The sequence below is a fragment of the Streptomyces katrae genome (assembly GCF_000966975.1).
Taxonomy (GTDB): domain Bacteria; phylum Actinomycetota; class Actinomycetes; order Streptomycetales; family Streptomycetaceae; genus Streptomyces; species Streptomyces katrae.
In genome coordinates, this window is the sequence record NZ_JZWV01000304.1 from 1 (window position 1) to 16518 (window position 16518).

The window sequence follows — 16518 nt, forward strand, 5'->3', positions numbered from 1 at the left end:
AGGCCAGCGTGTTGGGGCCCGGCGAGCGCCGGGTGGACAGGGCCGCGGGCAGCCAGGGATGGCGCAGCATGTGGGCGCGCTGCAGGCGGGCGACGGCCTTCAGGCCCGCGCGCCAGTCCCCGGTCGGCGGAGCCGGGACCGCCAGCTCGGCACTGACGTGGTCGACCATCAGCTCCAGCAGCGTCTCCTTGTCGGGGGCGTAGCTGTAGAGCGACATGACGCCGGCGCCGACCTCGGCCGCCACGCGCCGCATGGTGACGGCCTCCAGCCCCTCGGCGTCCGCCACCGCGACGGCCGCGACGGTGATCGCCTCCCGGGTGAAGGAGGGCCGGCGGCCCCTGCGCGGCTCGGCGGGACGCAGCCAGAGCCGTTCGGGGTCGACGCCGCCGGCGCCGGACCTTCCCTCGCCGGACTTTCCCTCGCCGGGCATGGTCTCGCCGGGCATCGTCTCGCACTCCCTGTCGGTGGCCTTCGGGGCGGGTGTCGCCAGGTCATCCAAGCATGATCTATTCTCGTACATCGTACGGGAATAGATGGAGGAGAGAGATGCCTGCACGCACGCCCCGCGCCGGGTCCGGCGCCGAAGCCGCAGCCGGCCCCGCCTGGATCCCGCCGGCCGGAAAGCCGCCGCTGTCCTCCCGGATGATGAGGGCGACATGGCGCGGGCTGCCGGCCCCACGCCACCCGGCCGGGTGGGAACCGGGACTGGTGGTGCCCGCCGCCGACGGCAGCCCCCTGCTCACCGACCACTGGTTCCCCCGGGCGGAAGGCGACTTCCCCACCCTCCTGGTCCGCTCGCCCTACGGCCGGGGCATCCCCTGGTCCCCCATGTACGGCCTGCTCCTCGCCGAGCAGGGCTTCCACGTGGTCGTGCAGAGCTGCCGCGGCACCGGAGGCTCGGGCGGCGAGTTCCACCTGTGGCGCAACGAGGCGGCCGACGGCCAGGCCACCGTCGCCTGGCTGCGCGAACAGCCCTGGTTCGACGGAAGACTGGGGACCGTGGGCCCCAGCTACCTCGGCTACGTGCAATGGGCCCTCGCCCTCGACCCGCCGCCGGAACTGAAGGCGATGGTCGTACAGGTGGGCCTGCACGACCCCCGGGCCCTCTTCCACACGGACGGCGCGCTGCAACTGGAGAACGCCCTCGTCGTCGCCCTGGGCATGACCTACCAGCACCAGGGCGCCCTGCCCTTCATGAAGGCCACCCTGCGCCTGCAACGCCGTTTGCGCGAGGCGACCGGGGCACAGCCCCTGCGCGGAGGGCACGTCCGCGCCCTCGGGGGTGAAATCCCCTGGCTGGACCAGGCGATGGCGCACCCGGACGCCGACGACCCCTACTGGCGGGGTGCCTCGCTCGCCGAGGCGGCGGACCGGCTCCGGGTGCCCACCGCCCTGATCGGCGGCTGGCACGACGCACTCGCCGGACAGACCCTCGACCAGTACGCCCGGCTGCGGCGCGCCGGCTGCGACACCACCCTGCTCGTCGGCCCGTGGACGCACACCTCCGCCTTCCAGCGGGGCTGGCCCGAAGTGTTCGGCGAAAGCCTGGCCTGGCTGCGCGCCCACCTCTGCGGGGACCCGTCCGGTCTGCGGCCCACGCCCGTGCGCGTCCACCTCGGCGGCGAAGACCCCTGGCGGGACCTGGCGGCCTGGCCGCCGCCGGGGACCGACACCACCTGGTACGCCGCCCCGGGCGGACACCTCATCGGGCAGGCCCCACGGACGGCGCGCCGCTGGCCGCCTTCCGCTACGACCCGGCCGACCCCACCCCCTCCCTCGGCGGCCCGCTGCTCTCCCGCACCGCCGGACCGCGTGACAACGCCGCCCTGGAGTCCCGTGACGACGTCCTGACCTTCACCGGCCCGCCCCTGGCCGAGCCGCTGGACCTCATGGGGCCGGTCTCCGCACGGCTGACGGTCTCCACCGACACCGGGCACGCCGACGTCTTCACCCGCCTGTGCGACGTGGACCCCCAGGGGCGTTCCGTCAACGTCTGCGACGGCCTGGGCCGGGTCCGCGCGGAGTCGGGGGAGGAAGCGCGGATATCCGTCCCGATGGGCGCCACCGCCCACCGCTTCGCCGCCGGCCACCGCATGCGCTGGCAGATCAGCGCGGGAGCCCACCCCCGCTACGCCCGCAACCCCGGCACCGGGGAACTCCCGCTGGACGCGGTGGCCTTCACCCCGGTGCGCGTCACCCTGCACACGGATTCGGCCCTGACCGCGCGGCGGCCGGAGTCCCCCGAGGGGTGAGCCCGTCGGTACCATGCGTGCCATCGGTCGGACAGGGCAGGGCGGGACGGGGCGGCGATGAGCGGGTACCACGACGGCGGTTTCGGGGCTCCGGGAGGCGGTCCGCCGCCGGCCGGACGGCCTCCCCAGGGCACCCCGCCGCCGCAGGGGTACCCGTACCCGCCGTATCCGCCGCAGGCGAACCCCTACGCGCAGCCGGTCCCGCCGCAGGCCGGGCCCCACTCCCCGTACCCCGCGCACCTGCCGCCGCCCCCGGCCGCGCCGCCGCACGTCGAACCCTCGCGCGGCCGCAAGATCCTGCGCGGGATCCTCAACCCCTTCCACGCCGCGCAGCGGACCTTCCGCCCCTCACGGGCCGGGATCGTGCACGACCCCCGGGTCCGCGTGCTCCAGCTGTGGCGGACCGTGCTGGGCCTGGTCGCCTGGGTGGGGCTGACGCTCACCTACAAGGGCGTCGTGAGTGCCGCCGACGTCAAGGCCGCCGCGGACGATCGCTTCGGCCAGAGCTGGTCCAGCGTCCTGGTCCTCGTCTGCACCTTCCCCGTGGTCGTCGGCGCGTTCGTGGCCGCCGCCCGCGGCCCCCTGCGCGGCCTCTACCTGCGCCGGGCCCTGCGTCCGCTCGGCTCGGTCCTGGCCGTCATGGCGTCGATGGCCACCTTCCCCCTGGCGATGGCGCCGGAGTCGGCGGGACTGCGCGAAGCCGTCGGGCTGCCCGGGAAGATCGTCATCGGCGTGCTCTGCTTCTGGTCGCTCGGTTTCGCGCTGTACGGCATCGGCCTCTCCCTCGTCCATGTCTTCCGCACCGCCGACATCCACGAGGTGCTGCCACCGCTCCTCGCCGGAGTCCTGGTGTGGGAGATGGCGCTGCTGGACGTGGTCACGGGCGCCTATCCCCAGGTCCCGGCGGCCGTCCGGACGGTCTTCATCCTCGGCGCCCCCGTCACCGTCACGGCACTGTCCTGGTGGGAGCTGCGCCGCCTGGGCCGCCGGCACGGGCTGACGGTCCGAGGGGCCCTCGGCCGCTGACGGCCCCCGGGGCTCTCGTACCCCGGCGGCGCGGTGGGCCGGGCGGCCGGCCAGGACCGTGAGGCCGGGAGCAGCGGGCCGGCCGGTCCGTCAGCGGGGGAGTGCCGGGCCGAGCAGGCCCTCGGGCAGGTACTCCGTCAGGGCGCGGGCGACGGCCTCCGGGTCCGCGGCCCAGTCGGCCGGGAGGTGCGCGGGCCGGCGCGGCACCGGTACCCCGAGGTCGTCCCCGAGCCGGCGGGCCACGTCCTGGCGCAGCTTGGGCAGCAGCGCGTACAGCCTGTCGCCGGGGCAGGCGGTGCTGTTGAAGTCCCGGTGCCCGTAGATCTCCGAGGCGGGGACCCCGTACTGGCGGCAGACGTGGGCGCACAGGTCGGCGAGGGCGGCGAACTGCGCCGTGGGAGGCTCCTCGGACGTGTAGGTGCCCTCGGTCTCGATCCCGATGGCCACGCTGTTCTGGCCCACGCAGTGGGCGGCCCGCACCAGTTCGTCGCCGGCGCCGAGCGTGGACAGGCTGTTGTGCCGGCCCTCCAGGACGAAGGCGCCCCGGCTGACGGTGAAGTGCTGGCCGGTGTCGATCCAGCCCTGCATGTCCATGTGGTAGGTCTGGACGGCCCGGGCCAGGGCGTGGGCCCGTTCCCGCGAGTAGTCGGTGACGTTCGCCGTGGCCGTGTGGTGGACGATGATCCGCTCGGGGCGGGCGGCGAGGACCACGACGTCCTCGGAGGGCTCCCGGGCTCCCCAGCCGGCGCAGGGGGTGATCTCGGGCACCGTGAAGCCCCCGCGGCCCCCGGGCGCCCCGCCGCCGGTGGCGGCGCGGGCCGTGGCGGGCAGGAGGCCGGCGGATCCGAGCGTCAGCGCGGCGAGGACCACGCTGCGGCGGGAGAACCGGTGGGAGGGGGTGGACGTCATGGGGCCGCCTGTTCCGGTGGGGGACGGGCACCCATGGAAAGGGACCGGACCGCGCGGGGCACGCAGGCGCTCCGACGGCCCGCCCGGATGGTCCCCTTCGGGGGACGGCCCGCCGTACGCTGACGGCCCGCCCGGTACTCCCGCAGCGGGCCGTCGGCGCTGAGGGCCGGTCAGTTGTTCTGCGAGGCGTCCGCGTCCGCCTGGGCGGCGGCGTTCTCGGCGGCGTCCAGCTTCGCCTGCATGTCCGCGGCCTGGCCGTCGGCCCCCGCCGACTGCTCCGCCTTCGGGTGGGCGTTCCCGCCTCCGCCGCAGCCGGTCAGCAGCAGGACGGCCCCGGCCGCGAGGGCGGCGAGTGCGGCGCCGCGGCGGGCGGACCTCACTTGGACCCCTGCGCGGTGCACCAGGTGGAGACGGCCTTCAGGTCCTCCTGGCGCTTCTGCAGGGTCGTCACCAGGCTCTTGCGGAACGTCAGACGGTCGTTCAGGTAGGTCTGGATCTCGGTGTGGCCCGCGTTCTTGGCCTCGGTGACGCGCTGCTCCAGCCGGGCGATCGAGCCGGGGACGGTGGCGTCGCCGTTCAGCCGGTTCAGGGCCGTGCCGATCCGGGACTCGGTCTTCGGCAGGCGCTTGCAGATGGCCTTGGCGCCATCGCCCTTCGGCGCCTGCTTCGCGGCCTTCGCCGGCGCGGACGGGCTCGGCGAAGCACTGTCGGCCTGCGCGGGGCCTGCGGACAGCAGTGCACCGGCCAGGGCGACGGCGCCGATCGCGGCGGCGGTCCTACGGTTCGCGAGCATGGTGGTGTTCCCTTCGGTGCGACGGGCCGGAGCGTGGGTGCACCGGCCGGACAGGACGCTAGGGAGCCTTTTTGTGGATTCCTTGTGACCGCAGGCACCGGGTGCACCGCACCCCTCCCGGCCCCTCCCGGCCGGTGCGGGCCGGTCAGCCGCCCCGGGAGATCCAGTCGCGCCGGGCGGGCAGCCGCAGCGTCGGCTCCTCGTCCGAGACCAGCGGGAGCCGCACCTCGAAGCGGGCCCCCGGCCCGCCGGGCACTTCGCCCAGGGTGACCGTGCCCCGGTGCAGCGCGGCCTGCTGGGCCACCAGCGTCAGCCCCAGGCCGGAGCCCGGGCTGCCGGGCCGGTGGTGGAACCGGCCGAAGACGGCCTCGCGTTCGCCGGCCGGCACCCCCGGCCCCTCGTCGGCCACCGTCAGCACGGCGGAGCCGCCCCGCGCGCGCAGCCGGACCCTCACCCGGGGCGGCTCCCCCGGCTGGTGGCCGTGGACCACCGCGTTGCGCAGCAGGTTGTCGAGCATGATCTTCAGGCCGGAGTCCCAGCCGAACACCCGCAGCTCCGCCGGCAGCTCCACGTCCAGCTCCAGACCCGTCCCCCCGTGCCGGCGGGCCCCCTCNGGGCCGCCTCGCCGGCGGCCGCGTCCACCAGCTCGCACAGGTCGGTCGGGGCGAAGGACGAGACCTCCACCAGGTCGCCGAGCGCCAGCATCCGCAGGGCGGCGAGCAGTTCGAGCAGCCGGGCGTGGTCGCTGCGCAGGTCCCGCACCACCTCGGCCCGTTCACCGGGGGAGAGGTCGGGGTGGGCGGCCAGCACGTCGAGGTCCGTCTGCATGCTCATCAGCGGTGTGCGCAGCTCGTGGGAGGCGGCGGACGAGAAGGAGCGGGCGGTCTCCAGCGCCTGCGCGGTCCGCGCCGCCTGCTCGTCGTAGCGGGTCAGGAGCTGGCCGATGGCCGCGGACAGCTCGTCGACCTCGGCGATCTTCACGGGCGTCCCGGCGAAGGCCGCCGCCCCCGCGGCCGGGTCCAGCGCGGCGGCCCGCCGGCTCAGGTTCCGGACGGAGGCGGTCGCCCGCCCCGCCAGTCCGTACGCGAGGAGCCCGGACACGGGGGCGGCCAGCAGGGCCACGAGCAGCACCCGCCGCCGGACGGCGGCGACCTGCGGATCCGTGCTGGAAGCGGGTGAGTAGATCCACAGGTTCCCCGGCGCGGCGCCGGTCACCGGCAGGCTGAGGACCCGCCAGGCGTGCCCCTTGGCGCGGACCGTGACGGGGCCGTCCGGGGTCCGGTCCGGCAGCCGCACCGCCGCGTCGGGCTGCGGGCCGCCCTCCAGAACGGTCGTGCCGTCCGCACCGCGCACCCGGATCCCCGTGTCGAGGGCGTCGCCGAGCACCTTGCGGTGCTGGTTCTGCTCCGCCTTCGGCCGGCCGCTCCGCTCGGCGGCCAGCAGGGCCCGGGCGTCGGGCAGCACGGCAGCGGCCCGGTCCCGCAGGCGCGCGTCCTGCTGCTGGCGCAGGTCGCGGCTGACGAGCCCGAGCACCAGCAGACCCGCGGCCAGCACCAGCAGCGGCATGACCACCGTGACCGAGAGCGCGATCCGGGTGGCGAGCTTCACGACCCGCTCCCCGCGCCCGGCGCCCGCAGCACGAAGCCGACGCCGCGCACGGTGTGGATCAGCCGGGGCCGCCCGCCCTCCTCCAGCTTGCGGCGCAGGTAGCTGACGAAGGTGTCGACCGCGTCGGTGCGCACCTCGAAGTCGTAGCCCCACACCCGGTCCAGCAGCTGGTCCCGGGTCAGCACGATGCCCGCGTTGCGCACCAGGGCGGCCAGCAGCTCGAACTCCCGGCGGGTCAGGTGCACCTCCGCCCCGCCGTGGTGCACCTGCCGGGTCGCCTGGTCCAGCTCCAGCGGTCCGGCGCGCAGGACGTCGCGCCCGCCGCGCGCCGGGCTGCGCCGCAGCAGGGCGTGCAGGCGCAGCACCAGCTCCTCCAGCGCGAAGGGCTTGACCAGGTAGTCGTCGGCGCCGGCCTGCAGCCCGGCCACCCGGTCGGCCAGTTCGTCCAGCGCCGACAGCATCAGCACGGGGGTCTCGTCCCCGCGGGCCCGCAGGCTCCGGCACACCTCGGTGCCCGTCAGCCCCGGCATGGACACATCCAGGACGAGCACGTCGGGCGACCTGGAGCCGGCCTGCGCGAGCGCGCCCGGTCCGTCCTCGGCGAGGGTGAATCCGCTCAGCCGCAGCCCGCGCTCCAGCGACCGCCGGATGGCGGCGTCGTCGTCCGCCACGAGCACCACTGCCGTGTTCATGCCGCCTCCCGCACCCCGCCCCGCTCCGGACCGGCCACGACCCTCTCACAGGAGCCGGCGCCGCCCGGACGCGGGTATGCGGCACAGTGGGTCCATGGTTCACGTACTGGGCAGCAGGATCCTGCTGAGCCCCACGGATCCCGAGCGTTCCCGCGCCTTCTACGGCGCCACCCTGGGCCTCGCCGTCCACCGCGAGTTCGGGACCGGCCCCGAGCGCGGCACGGTCTACTTCCTCGGCGGCGGGTTCCTCGAACTGTCGGGCCGCGCCGACGCGCCGCCGGCGCCCGGACTGCGGCTGTGGCTCCAGGTGGAGGATGTGGAAGCGGCCCACCGCGAGCTCCTGGAGCGGGGTGCCGAGGTGCTGCGGCCGCCGCGGCAGGAGCCCTGGGGGCTGATCGAGATGTGGATCGCGGACCCCGACGGCGTACGCATCGCCGTGGTGGAGGTACCGGCGGACCACCCCCTGCGCTTCCGTCCCTGACCGCCCCGCGGGTCAGTCCCCGTCCGCGAGGCGCCGCTCCAGCGGCGTGCGGAAGCCGGGGCGGACGCGCAGGTCGCCGAAGAAGGCGGCCAGCCGCTCCGCCTCGGCTCTCGCGGCCGGTGCGGGCGCCCGGCAGGAGCCGGGTGACGATCTCGCCGTCCGGGCGCTGGGCCCAGCCGCCGACGATCCGGCCCTCCCACCACACGGTGGGGCCGACGTTGCCGTACCGGTCGAACAGCTCGGGGACGTGGGCCGGGTCGAGGTACCAGTCGCGGTGCCGCCAGCCCATCGGCGTCGGGTCGAGCGCCGGCAGCAGGGCCGCGCCGGGCCGGGGGGCCGCCGGGGCCTCGACGTGCTCGGGCAGGGCGTGGCCCGGGCCGCAGGCCAGCTCCACCTCGACGGCGTGCGTCAGGGCGAGGGCCTTGCGGGTGTCGGTCAGGGTCCAGCCGGTCCACCACCGCAGGTCCTCGGTGGTGACGGGCCCGAAGGCGCCGAGATAGGCGGTGGCCAGTTCGGCCCGGGCCTGCTCGGCGGGGAGCTCGGCATGCGGTTCGGCGAGCGTCCAGCGGAACTGGGAGGAGGCCCAGCTGCCCAGCGGACGGCCGCGCCGGATCCGGCCCTCGGCGGCCAGCACCGACAGGACGCGGCTGGTCAGGCGCGGTCGGGACTCGTACGGCTTCCCCGGCGCCATGACGAGCTGCTCGCGCAGCCGGGGCTCGGCCGCGGAGAGCTGGGCGGCGGAGGCCTCGCCCCGCCCCGCGAGCAGGGCGAGGACGGCCTCCTCGGTGTCCGCGAGCCAGCGCGCGTCGTGGCCGAGCTGCTCGCCCAGCACCTTGAGGAGGTTGCGGCGTTCCCGGGCCGCGACGGTACGGGCGGTGGAGGCGTCGACCACGGCGGCCAGGGCGCGCGGCACGACGAACATGGTGCGGCGCATGCACAGCATCCGCACCAGGGTGTGGTCGGTGTAGAGGGCCCGCTCCACCTCGGCCACCGACGGGGTGACCAGGCGGGCGGCCAGGCTGAGGTGGACGCTGGCCGCGTCCGTGGCGTGCAGGGCGACCAGCGCGTCGACGACCTGCTCGGGCGTCTCGGCCCTGGTGCCCGGGGTGAGCCGGTGGCGGGCGGTGAGCAGCCGGCGGCGGTGCTCGTCGGTGATCTTCGGCCGGGTCGGATTCATGTCAGGTGCCGGGTGGCGGGCTCGCGGCCGCCATGGGCCGTCCCTTCGGATCGGAGCGGACAGGACAGGGTGGGGGACACACGCTAGACCCATTTGCGGACATCTCCCGTCCTCAATGGGTCACGAACCGCTCCGGATCCGTTCAAGGCGCTATGCCTGTATTGCGTGGATATCCTGACAGGGTGATCGAGTCCGGACGGCCGCGGCTCCCCCGGCGTTACGGTCGGGGGAGCCTCGTGCGGCTGTCGCCGGTCTTCCTGACCGTCGTGATCGCCAGCCTGGCCTACGCCACCCCGCCCGAGATGGCCTTCAGCCGGCTCCTGCCCGCGGCGCCGGCCCTGGCCGCCGCGATGTGGCCGGTGCTCCCCACCGTCCTGCTCGGCACGGTCTGCCTCCTGCTGATGATCGGCCTCAGCTTCGTCTTCCCCGACCTGGGGACCTGGTGGACGGCCGCCGGGATCATCGCCGTCACGGTGGCCGCGGCCTACGGGAGCCACCTGCGGCTCCAGCGGGAGCGCACCCTCTTCCAGGTGCGGCTCGTGGCCGACGCGGCCCAGCAGGTGGTGCTGAGTCCGCTGCCCCGCCGCCTGGGCGACGTCGAGATCGAGTCGCTGTACCTCGCGGCCGCGGCGGAGGCCCGGATCGGCGGGGACTTCTACGAGGTGGTCGACACCCCCTTCGGGGTCAGGCTGCTGATCGGCGACGTCCGGGGCAAGGGCCTGCCCGCCGTCGGAGCGGCCGCGGCGATCGTGAACGCCTTCCGGGAGTCGGCCTACGACGATGCCGCACTGGTCGACGTCGCACGCAGGCTGGACGCGAGCAGCACCCGTTACAACGCCGCCTTTCCCCCCGACGAGCCGATGGAGCGGTTCGCCACCGCGCTGCTCGCCGAAATCCCATCGACATCCTCAACTGCGGACACCCGCCGCCACTGCTGCTGACCGGTGACGGAATCCGGGTCCTCGAACCCGAAACCCCCTCGCCCCTGCTCAGCCTCGCGGAACTGCTCGGCGGCCACTACCACGTGGACACCTTCGCCCTCGGCACCGGCGACCTGCTGCTCCTCTACACCGACGGGATCGCCGAGACCCGGGCCCGCGACGGGGAGTTCTTCCCGCTGGCCTCCTGGATGCGCGGACAGCCCCCCACCCCGCCCCGCGAGCTGCTCACGGCCCTGCACCGCGATCTCCTGCGATACAGCAGAGGAGACCTCGACGACGACATCGCCGCCCTCGCCGTACGCCTGCGCGAGCCCCCGGACGGCAACTGTCCCGGCTGATCCGCCGGACGCCCCCTAGCCATCGGTGACGGCTGTCGGCCGCGGGCGCGCCGGGGCGGGCTGCGCGGAGCCCCCGTCGTCCGCCCCCAGACCGGCGAGCAGGCGCAGCCCGTCCTCGGCGGGGCTGCCGGGGGCCGCGGAGAGCACCAGCAGCTCCATGCCCGACTCGTCGGGCAGCGCGAAGTTCTCCTGGTGCAGTTCCAGCAGCCCGACCACCGGATGCCGGTACGCCCTGCGCCCGTGCGTACGGGCCCGTACGTCGGCCCGGGCCCACAGGCGGCGGAACCGCTCGCTGCCCATCGCCAGTTCGCCGATCAGCGAGGCCAGCCGGGGATCGTCCGGGTAGGTGCCGGCGGCCAGGCGCAGGTGCCCGACGACGTCGAGGGTGCACGACTCCCACTCCGCGTACAGACCGTGCTCGGCCTCCTCCAGGAAGAGGTTCCGGGCGATGTTCAGCGCCGACAGCGGCCGTCCGAACAGGAGCTCCGCCAGCCGGTTCCCGGCGAGCACGTCGAGGCGGTGGTCCATGATCAGCGCGGGTGCGCCGGTCACCAGGCCGAGGACGCGCAGCAGTTCCGGCCGGACCCGCCCGCCCGGCGTCTTCACGCGCCGGCGGCGCTGCCGGGCGAGCCGGTACAGGTGCCCGCGCTCGGTCCCGTCCAGGCCGAGGACGCGGGCGAGCGCGTCGAGGACCTGCTCGGAGGGCTGGGTCGCGCGGCCCTGCTCCAGGCGTACGTAGTAGTCGACGCTGACGCCCGACAGGTGCGCGACCTCCTCACGGCGCAGCCCCTCGACCCGCCGGCGGCTGTCGACGGGTATCCCGGCGGCCGCCGGGTCGACCCGGGCGCGCCGGGTCCGCAGGAAGCCCGCAAGATCGTCCATGCGCCCAGTATCGCCGCGCCGCCGCCCGTAAGGGTGGCCCTGCCAGTACCAGGAACTCCCGTCCTACGGAAGCGCGGGCCCTGAACGGCGGGCGCCGGAGCGCCCAGGATCGAAGGCATCCGATCCGAAGGAGTTGCGATGAAGACGCTCATCGTCCACGCCCACCCCGAGCCGGGGTCCCTCAACGGCGCGCTGAAGGACCTCGCCGTGTCCACCCTGGAGAACGCCGGCCACGAGGTACGGGTGAGCGACCTGTACGCGATGGGCTGGAAGGCGGTCGTGGACGCCGCGGACTACGGGGTCCACGCCTCCAGCCCGCTGAAGCCGGCCCTGGACTCGGGCAGGGCCTTCGAGGCCGGGGCGCTGACCCCCGACGTGCTCGCCGAGCAGGAGAAGCTGCTCTGGGCCGACACGGTCATCTTCCAGTTCCCGCTGTGGTGGTACTCGATGCCCGCGATCCTCAAGGGCTGGGTGGACCGGGTGTTCACCTACCGCTTCGCGTACGGCGTCGGCGAGCACAGCGACACCAAGTACGGGGAGCGCTTCGGCGAGGGCACCCTCGCGGGCCGCAGGGCCCTGCTGTCGGTGACCACCGGCGGCCCGGAGCCGCACTACGCCGCCCGCGGGATCAACGGCCCCATCGAGGACCTGCTCTTTCCCATCCACCACGGGATCCTCTACTACCCGGGCATCGAGGTGCTGCCGCCGTTCGTCCTGTACGGCACGGACCGGCTGACCGACGAGGACTACCCGGAGATCGCCAAGGCCTGGGAACAGCGCCTGCTCACCCTGGAGTCGACCGAGCCGATCGCGTTCCGGCCGCAGAACGCCGGCGACTACGAGATCCCCTCCCTGCACCTGAAGGAGGGACTGGAGCCGGCGGGACGCACCGGATTCGGGCTGCACGTCCGAGGCTGAACGGAGGCCGCTGCGGGCGGGTTTCAGTACGGCCGCGCCCGCTGCGCGAAGGCCGGCGCGAGCTCGTTCTGCGCGGCGCGCGGGAAGGCCACGGTGGCGGGGTCCCCGTCCGAGACGTACCGGCTGTGGCCCGCGGCGAGCTTGTCCAGCCAGCGCGAGGAGCCGAACTCGGCGTCCTCGTCCTTCGGACCCGCCGAGCGGATCCGGGGGATGGCGCCGGGGGTGAAGCCCTTCGCGAACGGCGAGACCGACGGGTTGGCCCCCACGAGGTACACCCCGTCGTAGTGGTAGCCGGTGCCCCGCACGGCGGTCCCGGCCGGCTCGGGCATGGCGCCGAAGGGCAGGGCGAGCGAGGTGACCCGCGTCCCGGGCGCGGCCCGCTCGATCGCCTGCTGGCCGGCCGAGATCGCCCGTTCGGCGCCCGCCCGGTCCAGGGAGTGCAGGTTCTCGTGCCGGCCGGTGTGGTTGGCGACCTCGTACCCGTGGTCCTTGAGCCAGGTCAGTGCCTTGGCGGAGCCCGTGGCCGAGAAGGCGTCCGCGTTGACGAAGAAGGTCGCCACCGGCTTGAACGCGGGGTGCTTCTTCGCCGTCTCCGCCAGGATGGCGACGGCCGTGTCCGGCGCCGGAGCGCCGTCCGCGCCGAGCCGCACCTGGCTGTTGGTCGAGTCGTCGAAGGTGAGGACCACCGGGTGCGTGCCGGCCGGGATGTCGATGCGGCCGGTCTGGAAGTCCCGTGCGGTCACCGGCACGTAGTCCTCCCGCGCCAGGCGCTCCAGCTCGGCACGGAAATCGGCCGGGGTGCGGTCGTAGACACTGGCCGGCTTCTCGGTGAGCTGGTGGTACATCAGCACCGGCACCTGGCCGAGTTCGTTGGCGCCCACCTCGGCCGGGCTCTTCGGGGCGACGACGGGAGCGGCCGCCGCCCGTGAGGCGGCGGCGGGGGGCTGCCCGCCGGCCGGGGAGGGAGCCGTGGAACAGCCGGTGGCGAGCAGGGCGGCGGCGCCGGCCAGGGCGCCGAGCGGGACGAGGGGGTGGCGCATCGGGAGCCTCTCCGGGGCGAAGGTGTCGCGCCATACCTACCGGCGAAGGGAGCCCGCATACCGCACTGTCCCCTGCATGGCGTAGCCGCCACGCCGGAGCCGTTCGCGGCCGTTCGCGTGAAATGTCGGCGCGGCGCGGCGACCGGCACGCGCAGCGGCAATGAATGGAGGCAACATCCGGCCCGCACCACGCCCCCGGCACGAAGGACGTCATGATGTCCCGCACCCGCATACCGCACCCCGGACCCTCCTCCCGTCTCCGCCGCCCGGCCCGCCGGCGCGCCCTCATAGCGACGACCGGGGCGCTCGCGCTGGCCGGGGCGGGCTTCGGGGCCTGGACCTTCCTCGCCCCCGGCCCCGGGATCGAGGGCGTCAGCGACGGCGCCGTCCTCGGCGGCCGCGCGGCCGCACAGGTCAGCGCCTACCTCGCCGCCGGCGCCCCCCGCGGCGGCAACGGACTGCACGCCACCCTGGACGGGGCGGCGGTCCCCCTCACTCCCGAGGGCGCCCGCCTCAGGCTCGCCCTCCCGCCCCTCAAGGAAGGCCCCCACACCCTGGTGGTGGACGGCGCGACCAGCCTCCCCTTCGCCCCGCACCGCAAGGTCGTGGGCTTCAGCGTCGACACCACCCCGCCCGAGCTGAAGGTGGCCGACCCCCAGATCAAGGACCCCGCCGCCCCCGTGCCCGTCACGGGCAGCGCCTCCACCGACGCCGAAGTCACCGTCAACGGCAAGAAGGTCCCCCTCGACCGGAACGGGATGTTCCGGGTCACGGTGCCCAAGGGCACCCCGCTCGTCACGGTCACCGCGGTGGACCGCGCCGGGAACACCACCACCCGGAGCGTGTCCGCCCGCGGCCGCCGTCCCATGATCCGCGCCGCGCACATCACCGCCATCGGCTGGGGTGACGACTCGCTGCGCGGCGGTGTCCTCGCCCTGGTCCGCAGCGGCAAGCTCAACGCGGTCGAACTGGACGTCAAGGACGAGGACGGCGAGGTCGGGTACGCCTCCCAGGTGCCGCTGGCGCGCCGGATCGGCGCGGCCAAGGGCTACTACGACGCCCGCAAGGCGATCGACGAGATCCACGCCGCCGGGGCGCAGGTCATCGGCCGCATCGTGGCCTTCCGCGACCCCAAGCTCGCCGCCGCCTCCTGGCACTCCGGCAAGCCGGAGCAGCTCGTGCTGGCCCCGTCCGGACAGCCCTACGACGGTGGCCACTACGGAGCCCTGTCCTTCACCAACTTCGCGAACCCCGTGGTCCGCAAGTACAACCAGGACCTCGCCGTCGAAGCGGCCGGGCTCGGCTTCGACGACATCCTCTACGACTACGTGCGCCGCCCGGACGGCCCGCTGTCGCAGATGCGCTTCCCGGGCATCGGCGCCGCCACCCCCGAGCAGTCCATCACCTCGTTCGTCGCCGACACCCGCACCGCGCTGCGTCCCCGGGCCAAGTACCTCGGCGTCTCCGTCTTCGGGATCGCCGCGACCCGGCCCACCGAGATCGCCCAGGACATCGGCGCGCTGGTCAAGGTCGCCGACTACGTGGCGCCGATGGTCTACCCCTCGCACTGGGCGCCGGGGGAGTACGGCGTCGCCCAGCCCGACACCTCCCCGTACGCGATCGTGCAGCGCTCGCTCGCCGACTTCGCCCGCCTGGCGAAGGGGACGCAGACCGAGATCGTCCCCTGGCTGCAGGACTTCTCGATGGGCAGCACCTACGGGCCGGCCGAGGTGGCCGCGCAGATCAAGGCCGCCGAGGCCAACAAGATGGAGTCCTTCATCCTCTGGAACGCGGGCGCCCGCTACCAGGGATCGGCGCTCCAGCAGATCGCCGCGCACTGACGGCCCCGGCCGCCCTCCGCCGGGGGACGGCCGGCCGCGGAGCGGGCGGGTCCCCGGTCCCGGGGGCCCGCCCGCGCGCGTCAGGCCTTGAGGATCCGCCCCGACACCGCGAGGGTGACGCGCCGGGGCGTCAGGGCCGCGGCGAGGGCGGAGACGCGGTTGGCGAGCCCGGCGACGATGCTGGGCGGGGTCTTGCTCCGCTCCAGCGCGCGGCGCGCCGCGGTCACCACCTGCTCCGGGGTGGCCATCCGGCCGACGGCCGCGTCACGGCTGCCGACGACGTCGAAGAACTCGGTGCTGACCGGCCCCGGGGACACGGCGAGCACCCGCAGGGGGGAGTGCCGGGTCTCGTAGCCGACGGCCTCGGTGAAGCTCAGGACGAAGGCCTTGGTGGCGCCGTAGACCGCCATCGCCGGGGTCGGCTGGTAGGCCGCGGCGCTCGCGACCGTGACCAGGGCGCCCCGGCCGTCGGCCGCGAGGTCGGGCAGGAAGGCCCGGGTGAGCTCGGTGACCGCCACGACGTTCAGCTGGATCATCTCGTTGATCTGCGCGGGGTCCTGCCGGGCGAACGGGCCGTGGCTGCCGAATCCTGCATTGTTCACCAGCGTCTGGACGGAGATCCCGCGCGCGTCGAGCTCCGCGCGCAGCGCCGCCGCGGCGCCGGGCAGGGCGAGGTCGGCGGCGACCGCGTGGGCCGTGACGCCGTAGCGCTTCTCCAGCTCCGCCGCGAGCCCTTCCAGCCGGTCGAGGCGGCGGGCGACGAGGACGAGGTCCGCTCCGCGTTCGGCCCACTGGCGGGCGAACTCGACACCGAGGCCCGCGCTCGCCCCGGTGATCAGGGCCACGGTTCCCTGGTATGTCATAGGCATGGTCGGCTGCTCCGTTTCCACGTGTCGATGGTCTCGAATGTAGGCGGCGTCATCATTGTAGTCAATGACAACATCAGGAGAGGGGAGCCCGCCTTGACCGAGGGGCCCTACCACCACGGCAACCTCAGGGCCGCTCTGCTGGAGCGCGCGGAGACCGTCCTGGCCGAGTCGGGCGCGGACGGCCTGTCCCTGCGCGCCCTGGCCCGGGACCTCGGCGTGAGCCATGCCGCGCCGTCCCGCCATTTCCGCGACCGGCAGGCGCTGCTGGACGCCCTCGCCGTCAGCGGTTTCACCCGGCTGAACGAGCGCCTGCGCGCCGCCGCCGAAGCGCCCGGGCCGGTACCGGCCCGGCTGGCGGGGCTGGGCCGGGCGTACGTGGAGTTCGCCGTCGCCCACGCGCCCCTGCTGGACCTGATGTTCAGCGCCAAGCACGCCGAGGACTCCAGCGCCGAGCTCAGGGAACTCGGGCACCGCAGTCTCGACACCACCGCCGGACTGATCGCCCGGGCCCAGGCGGAGGGCCTGGTCCGCCCGGGAGATCCGGCCCGGCTCGCCCAGGTCGCCTTCTCCACCGTCCACGGCCTGGCCACGCTGGCGGTGGGATCCCTGCTCGACGACACCCCCCTGGCGGAGGCGACCGACCTGGCCCTGGACGTACTGCTGACCGGTCTGGCCCGCCCCCACCGGTAGCCGGCCCGAGCGGGGGAGCCGGCCCGTCGATAATGGCCTCGCCGCAGGTCATCCCCTGTGG

At 74.8% G+C, this 16518-nt stretch carries 15 protein-coding genes and 3 pseudogenes; 7 read left to right on the forward strand and 11 right to left on the reverse strand.

The window, feature by feature from the left end:
- The coding region (locus tag VR44_RS12275; RefSeq protein WP_045947489.1) for a TetR/AcrR family transcriptional regulator at nucleotides 1–445 on the reverse strand (445 nt) is incomplete at its 3' end.
- Between the two features lie 197 nt (nucleotides 446–642).
- Between VR44_RS12275 and VR44_RS12280 the strand changes: the two are divergent.
- Both VR44_RS12280 and VR44_RS12285 read left to right on the forward strand, forming a co-directional pair.
- A pseudogene (locus tag VR44_RS12280) lies at nucleotides 643–2252 on the forward strand (CocE/NonD family hydrolase).
- 57 nt (nucleotides 2253–2309) lie between these two features.
- A complete protein-coding gene (locus VR44_RS12285) occupies nucleotides 2310–3278 on the forward strand; it encodes a hypothetical protein (RefSeq protein ID WP_052713570.1) in 969 nt (322 codons plus the stop codon).
- 90 nt (nucleotides 3279–3368) lie between these two features.
- Here VR44_RS12285 and VR44_RS12290 read toward each other — a convergent pair whose 3' ends face one another.
- The 6 genes from VR44_RS12290 to VR44_RS12310 all read right to left on the reverse strand — a co-directional run bounded on the left by VR44_RS12290 (nucleotide 3369) and on the right by VR44_RS12310 (nucleotide 7280).
- Entirely contained in the window at nucleotides 3369–4187 is an 819-nt protein-coding gene (locus VR44_RS12290; protein WP_045947490.1) for a peptidoglycan recognition protein family protein, read from the reverse strand.
- A 170-nt stretch (nucleotides 4188–4357) separates the two neighbouring features.
- Nucleotides 4358–4567, reverse strand: coding sequence for a hypothetical protein (locus VR44_RS12295; RefSeq protein ID WP_045947491.1), 210 nt, complete (start codon nucleotides 4565–4567; stop codon nucleotides 4358–4360).
- Nucleotides 4564–4980 (reverse strand): hypothetical protein, encoded by a 417-nt coding sequence (locus VR44_RS12300; RefSeq protein WP_045947492.1) that lies wholly within the window; start codon nucleotides 4978–4980, stop codon nucleotides 4564–4566. Before VR44_RS12300 ends, VR44_RS12295 begins: the two co-directional genes overlap by 4 nt.
- Before the next feature lie 145 nt (nucleotides 4981–5125).
- A complete protein-coding gene (locus VR44_RS47080; protein WP_245691734.1) occupies nucleotides 5126–5551 on the reverse strand; it encodes a sensor histidine kinase in 426 nt (141 codons plus the stop codon).
- On the reverse strand, nucleotides 5503–6546 hold the full coding sequence (locus VR44_RS12305; RefSeq protein ID WP_425424498.1) for a histidine kinase dimerization/phospho-acceptor domain-containing protein: 1044 nt from the start codon (nucleotides 6544–6546) through the stop codon (nucleotides 5503–5505). Before VR44_RS12305 ends, VR44_RS47080 begins: the two co-directional genes overlap by 49 nt.
- A gap of 38 nt (nucleotides 6547–6584) precedes the next feature.
- On the reverse strand, nucleotides 6585–7280 hold the full coding sequence (locus VR44_RS12310; RefSeq protein ID WP_045947493.1) for a response regulator transcription factor: 696 nt from the start codon (nucleotides 7278–7280) through the stop codon (nucleotides 6585–6587).
- 94 nt (nucleotides 7281–7374) lie between these two features.
- Here VR44_RS12310 and VR44_RS12315 point away from each other — a divergent pair, with 94 nt between their 5' ends.
- Complete coding sequence (locus VR44_RS12315) at nucleotides 7375–7761, forward strand: VOC family protein (protein ID WP_045947500.1); 387 nt, start codon at nucleotides 7375–7377, stop codon at nucleotides 7759–7761.
- Between the two features lie 190 nt (nucleotides 7762–7951).
- Here VR44_RS12315 and VR44_RS42525 read toward each other — a convergent pair.
- Nucleotides 7952–9031, reverse strand: a pseudogene (locus VR44_RS42525) (winged helix DNA-binding domain-containing protein); the annotation flags it as partial.
- Between the two features lie 89 nt (nucleotides 9032–9120).
- Here VR44_RS42525 and VR44_RS12330 point away from each other — a divergent pair.
- Nucleotides 9121–10217: pseudogene (locus VR44_RS12330) on the forward strand (PP2C family protein-serine/threonine phosphatase).
- Between the two features lie 15 nt (nucleotides 10218–10232).
- Here the strand turns inward: VR44_RS12330 and VR44_RS12335 are convergent.
- Nucleotides 10233–11099 (reverse strand): helix-turn-helix transcriptional regulator, encoded by an 867-nt coding sequence (locus VR44_RS12335; protein ID WP_045947496.1) that lies wholly within the window; start codon nucleotides 11097–11099, stop codon nucleotides 10233–10235.
- Nucleotides 11100–11237: 138 nt separating this feature from the next.
- Between VR44_RS12335 and VR44_RS12340 the strand changes: the two genes are divergently transcribed.
- Nucleotides 11238–12017: an NAD(P)H-dependent oxidoreductase gene (locus tag VR44_RS12340; RefSeq protein WP_045947497.1), complete on the forward strand. Its 780-nt coding sequence runs from the start codon at nucleotides 11238–11240 to the stop codon at nucleotides 12015–12017.
- 23 nt (nucleotides 12018–12040) lie between these two features.
- Here the strand turns inward: VR44_RS12340 and VR44_RS12345 are convergent, their stop codons facing one another.
- Nucleotides 12041–13057: a polysaccharide deacetylase family protein gene (locus VR44_RS12345; protein WP_045947498.1), complete on the reverse strand. Its 1017-nt coding sequence runs from the start codon at nucleotides 13055–13057 to the stop codon at nucleotides 12041–12043.
- 164 nt (nucleotides 13058–13221) lie between these two features.
- Here VR44_RS12345 and VR44_RS12350 point away from each other — a divergent pair, with 164 nt between their 5' ends.
- Nucleotides 13222–14898, forward strand: a complete 1677-nt coding sequence (locus VR44_RS12350) for a putative glycoside hydrolase (protein WP_107072505.1) — start codon at nucleotides 13222–13224, stop codon at nucleotides 14896–14898.
- Nucleotides 14899–14978: 80 nt separating this feature from the next.
- Here the strand turns inward: VR44_RS12350 and VR44_RS12355 are convergent, their stop codons facing one another.
- Nucleotides 14979–15767 (reverse strand): SDR family NAD(P)-dependent oxidoreductase, encoded by a 789-nt coding sequence (locus VR44_RS12355; RefSeq protein ID WP_045947502.1) that lies wholly within the window; start codon nucleotides 15765–15767, stop codon nucleotides 14979–14981.
- Between the two features lie 93 nt (nucleotides 15768–15860).
- Between VR44_RS12355 and VR44_RS12360 the strand changes: the two genes are divergently transcribed.
- Nucleotides 15861–16457 (forward strand): TetR/AcrR family transcriptional regulator, encoded by a 597-nt coding sequence (locus tag VR44_RS12360; protein WP_094191579.1) that lies wholly within the window; start codon nucleotides 15861–15863, stop codon nucleotides 16455–16457.
- Nucleotides 16458–16518: the final 61 nt, after the last annotated feature.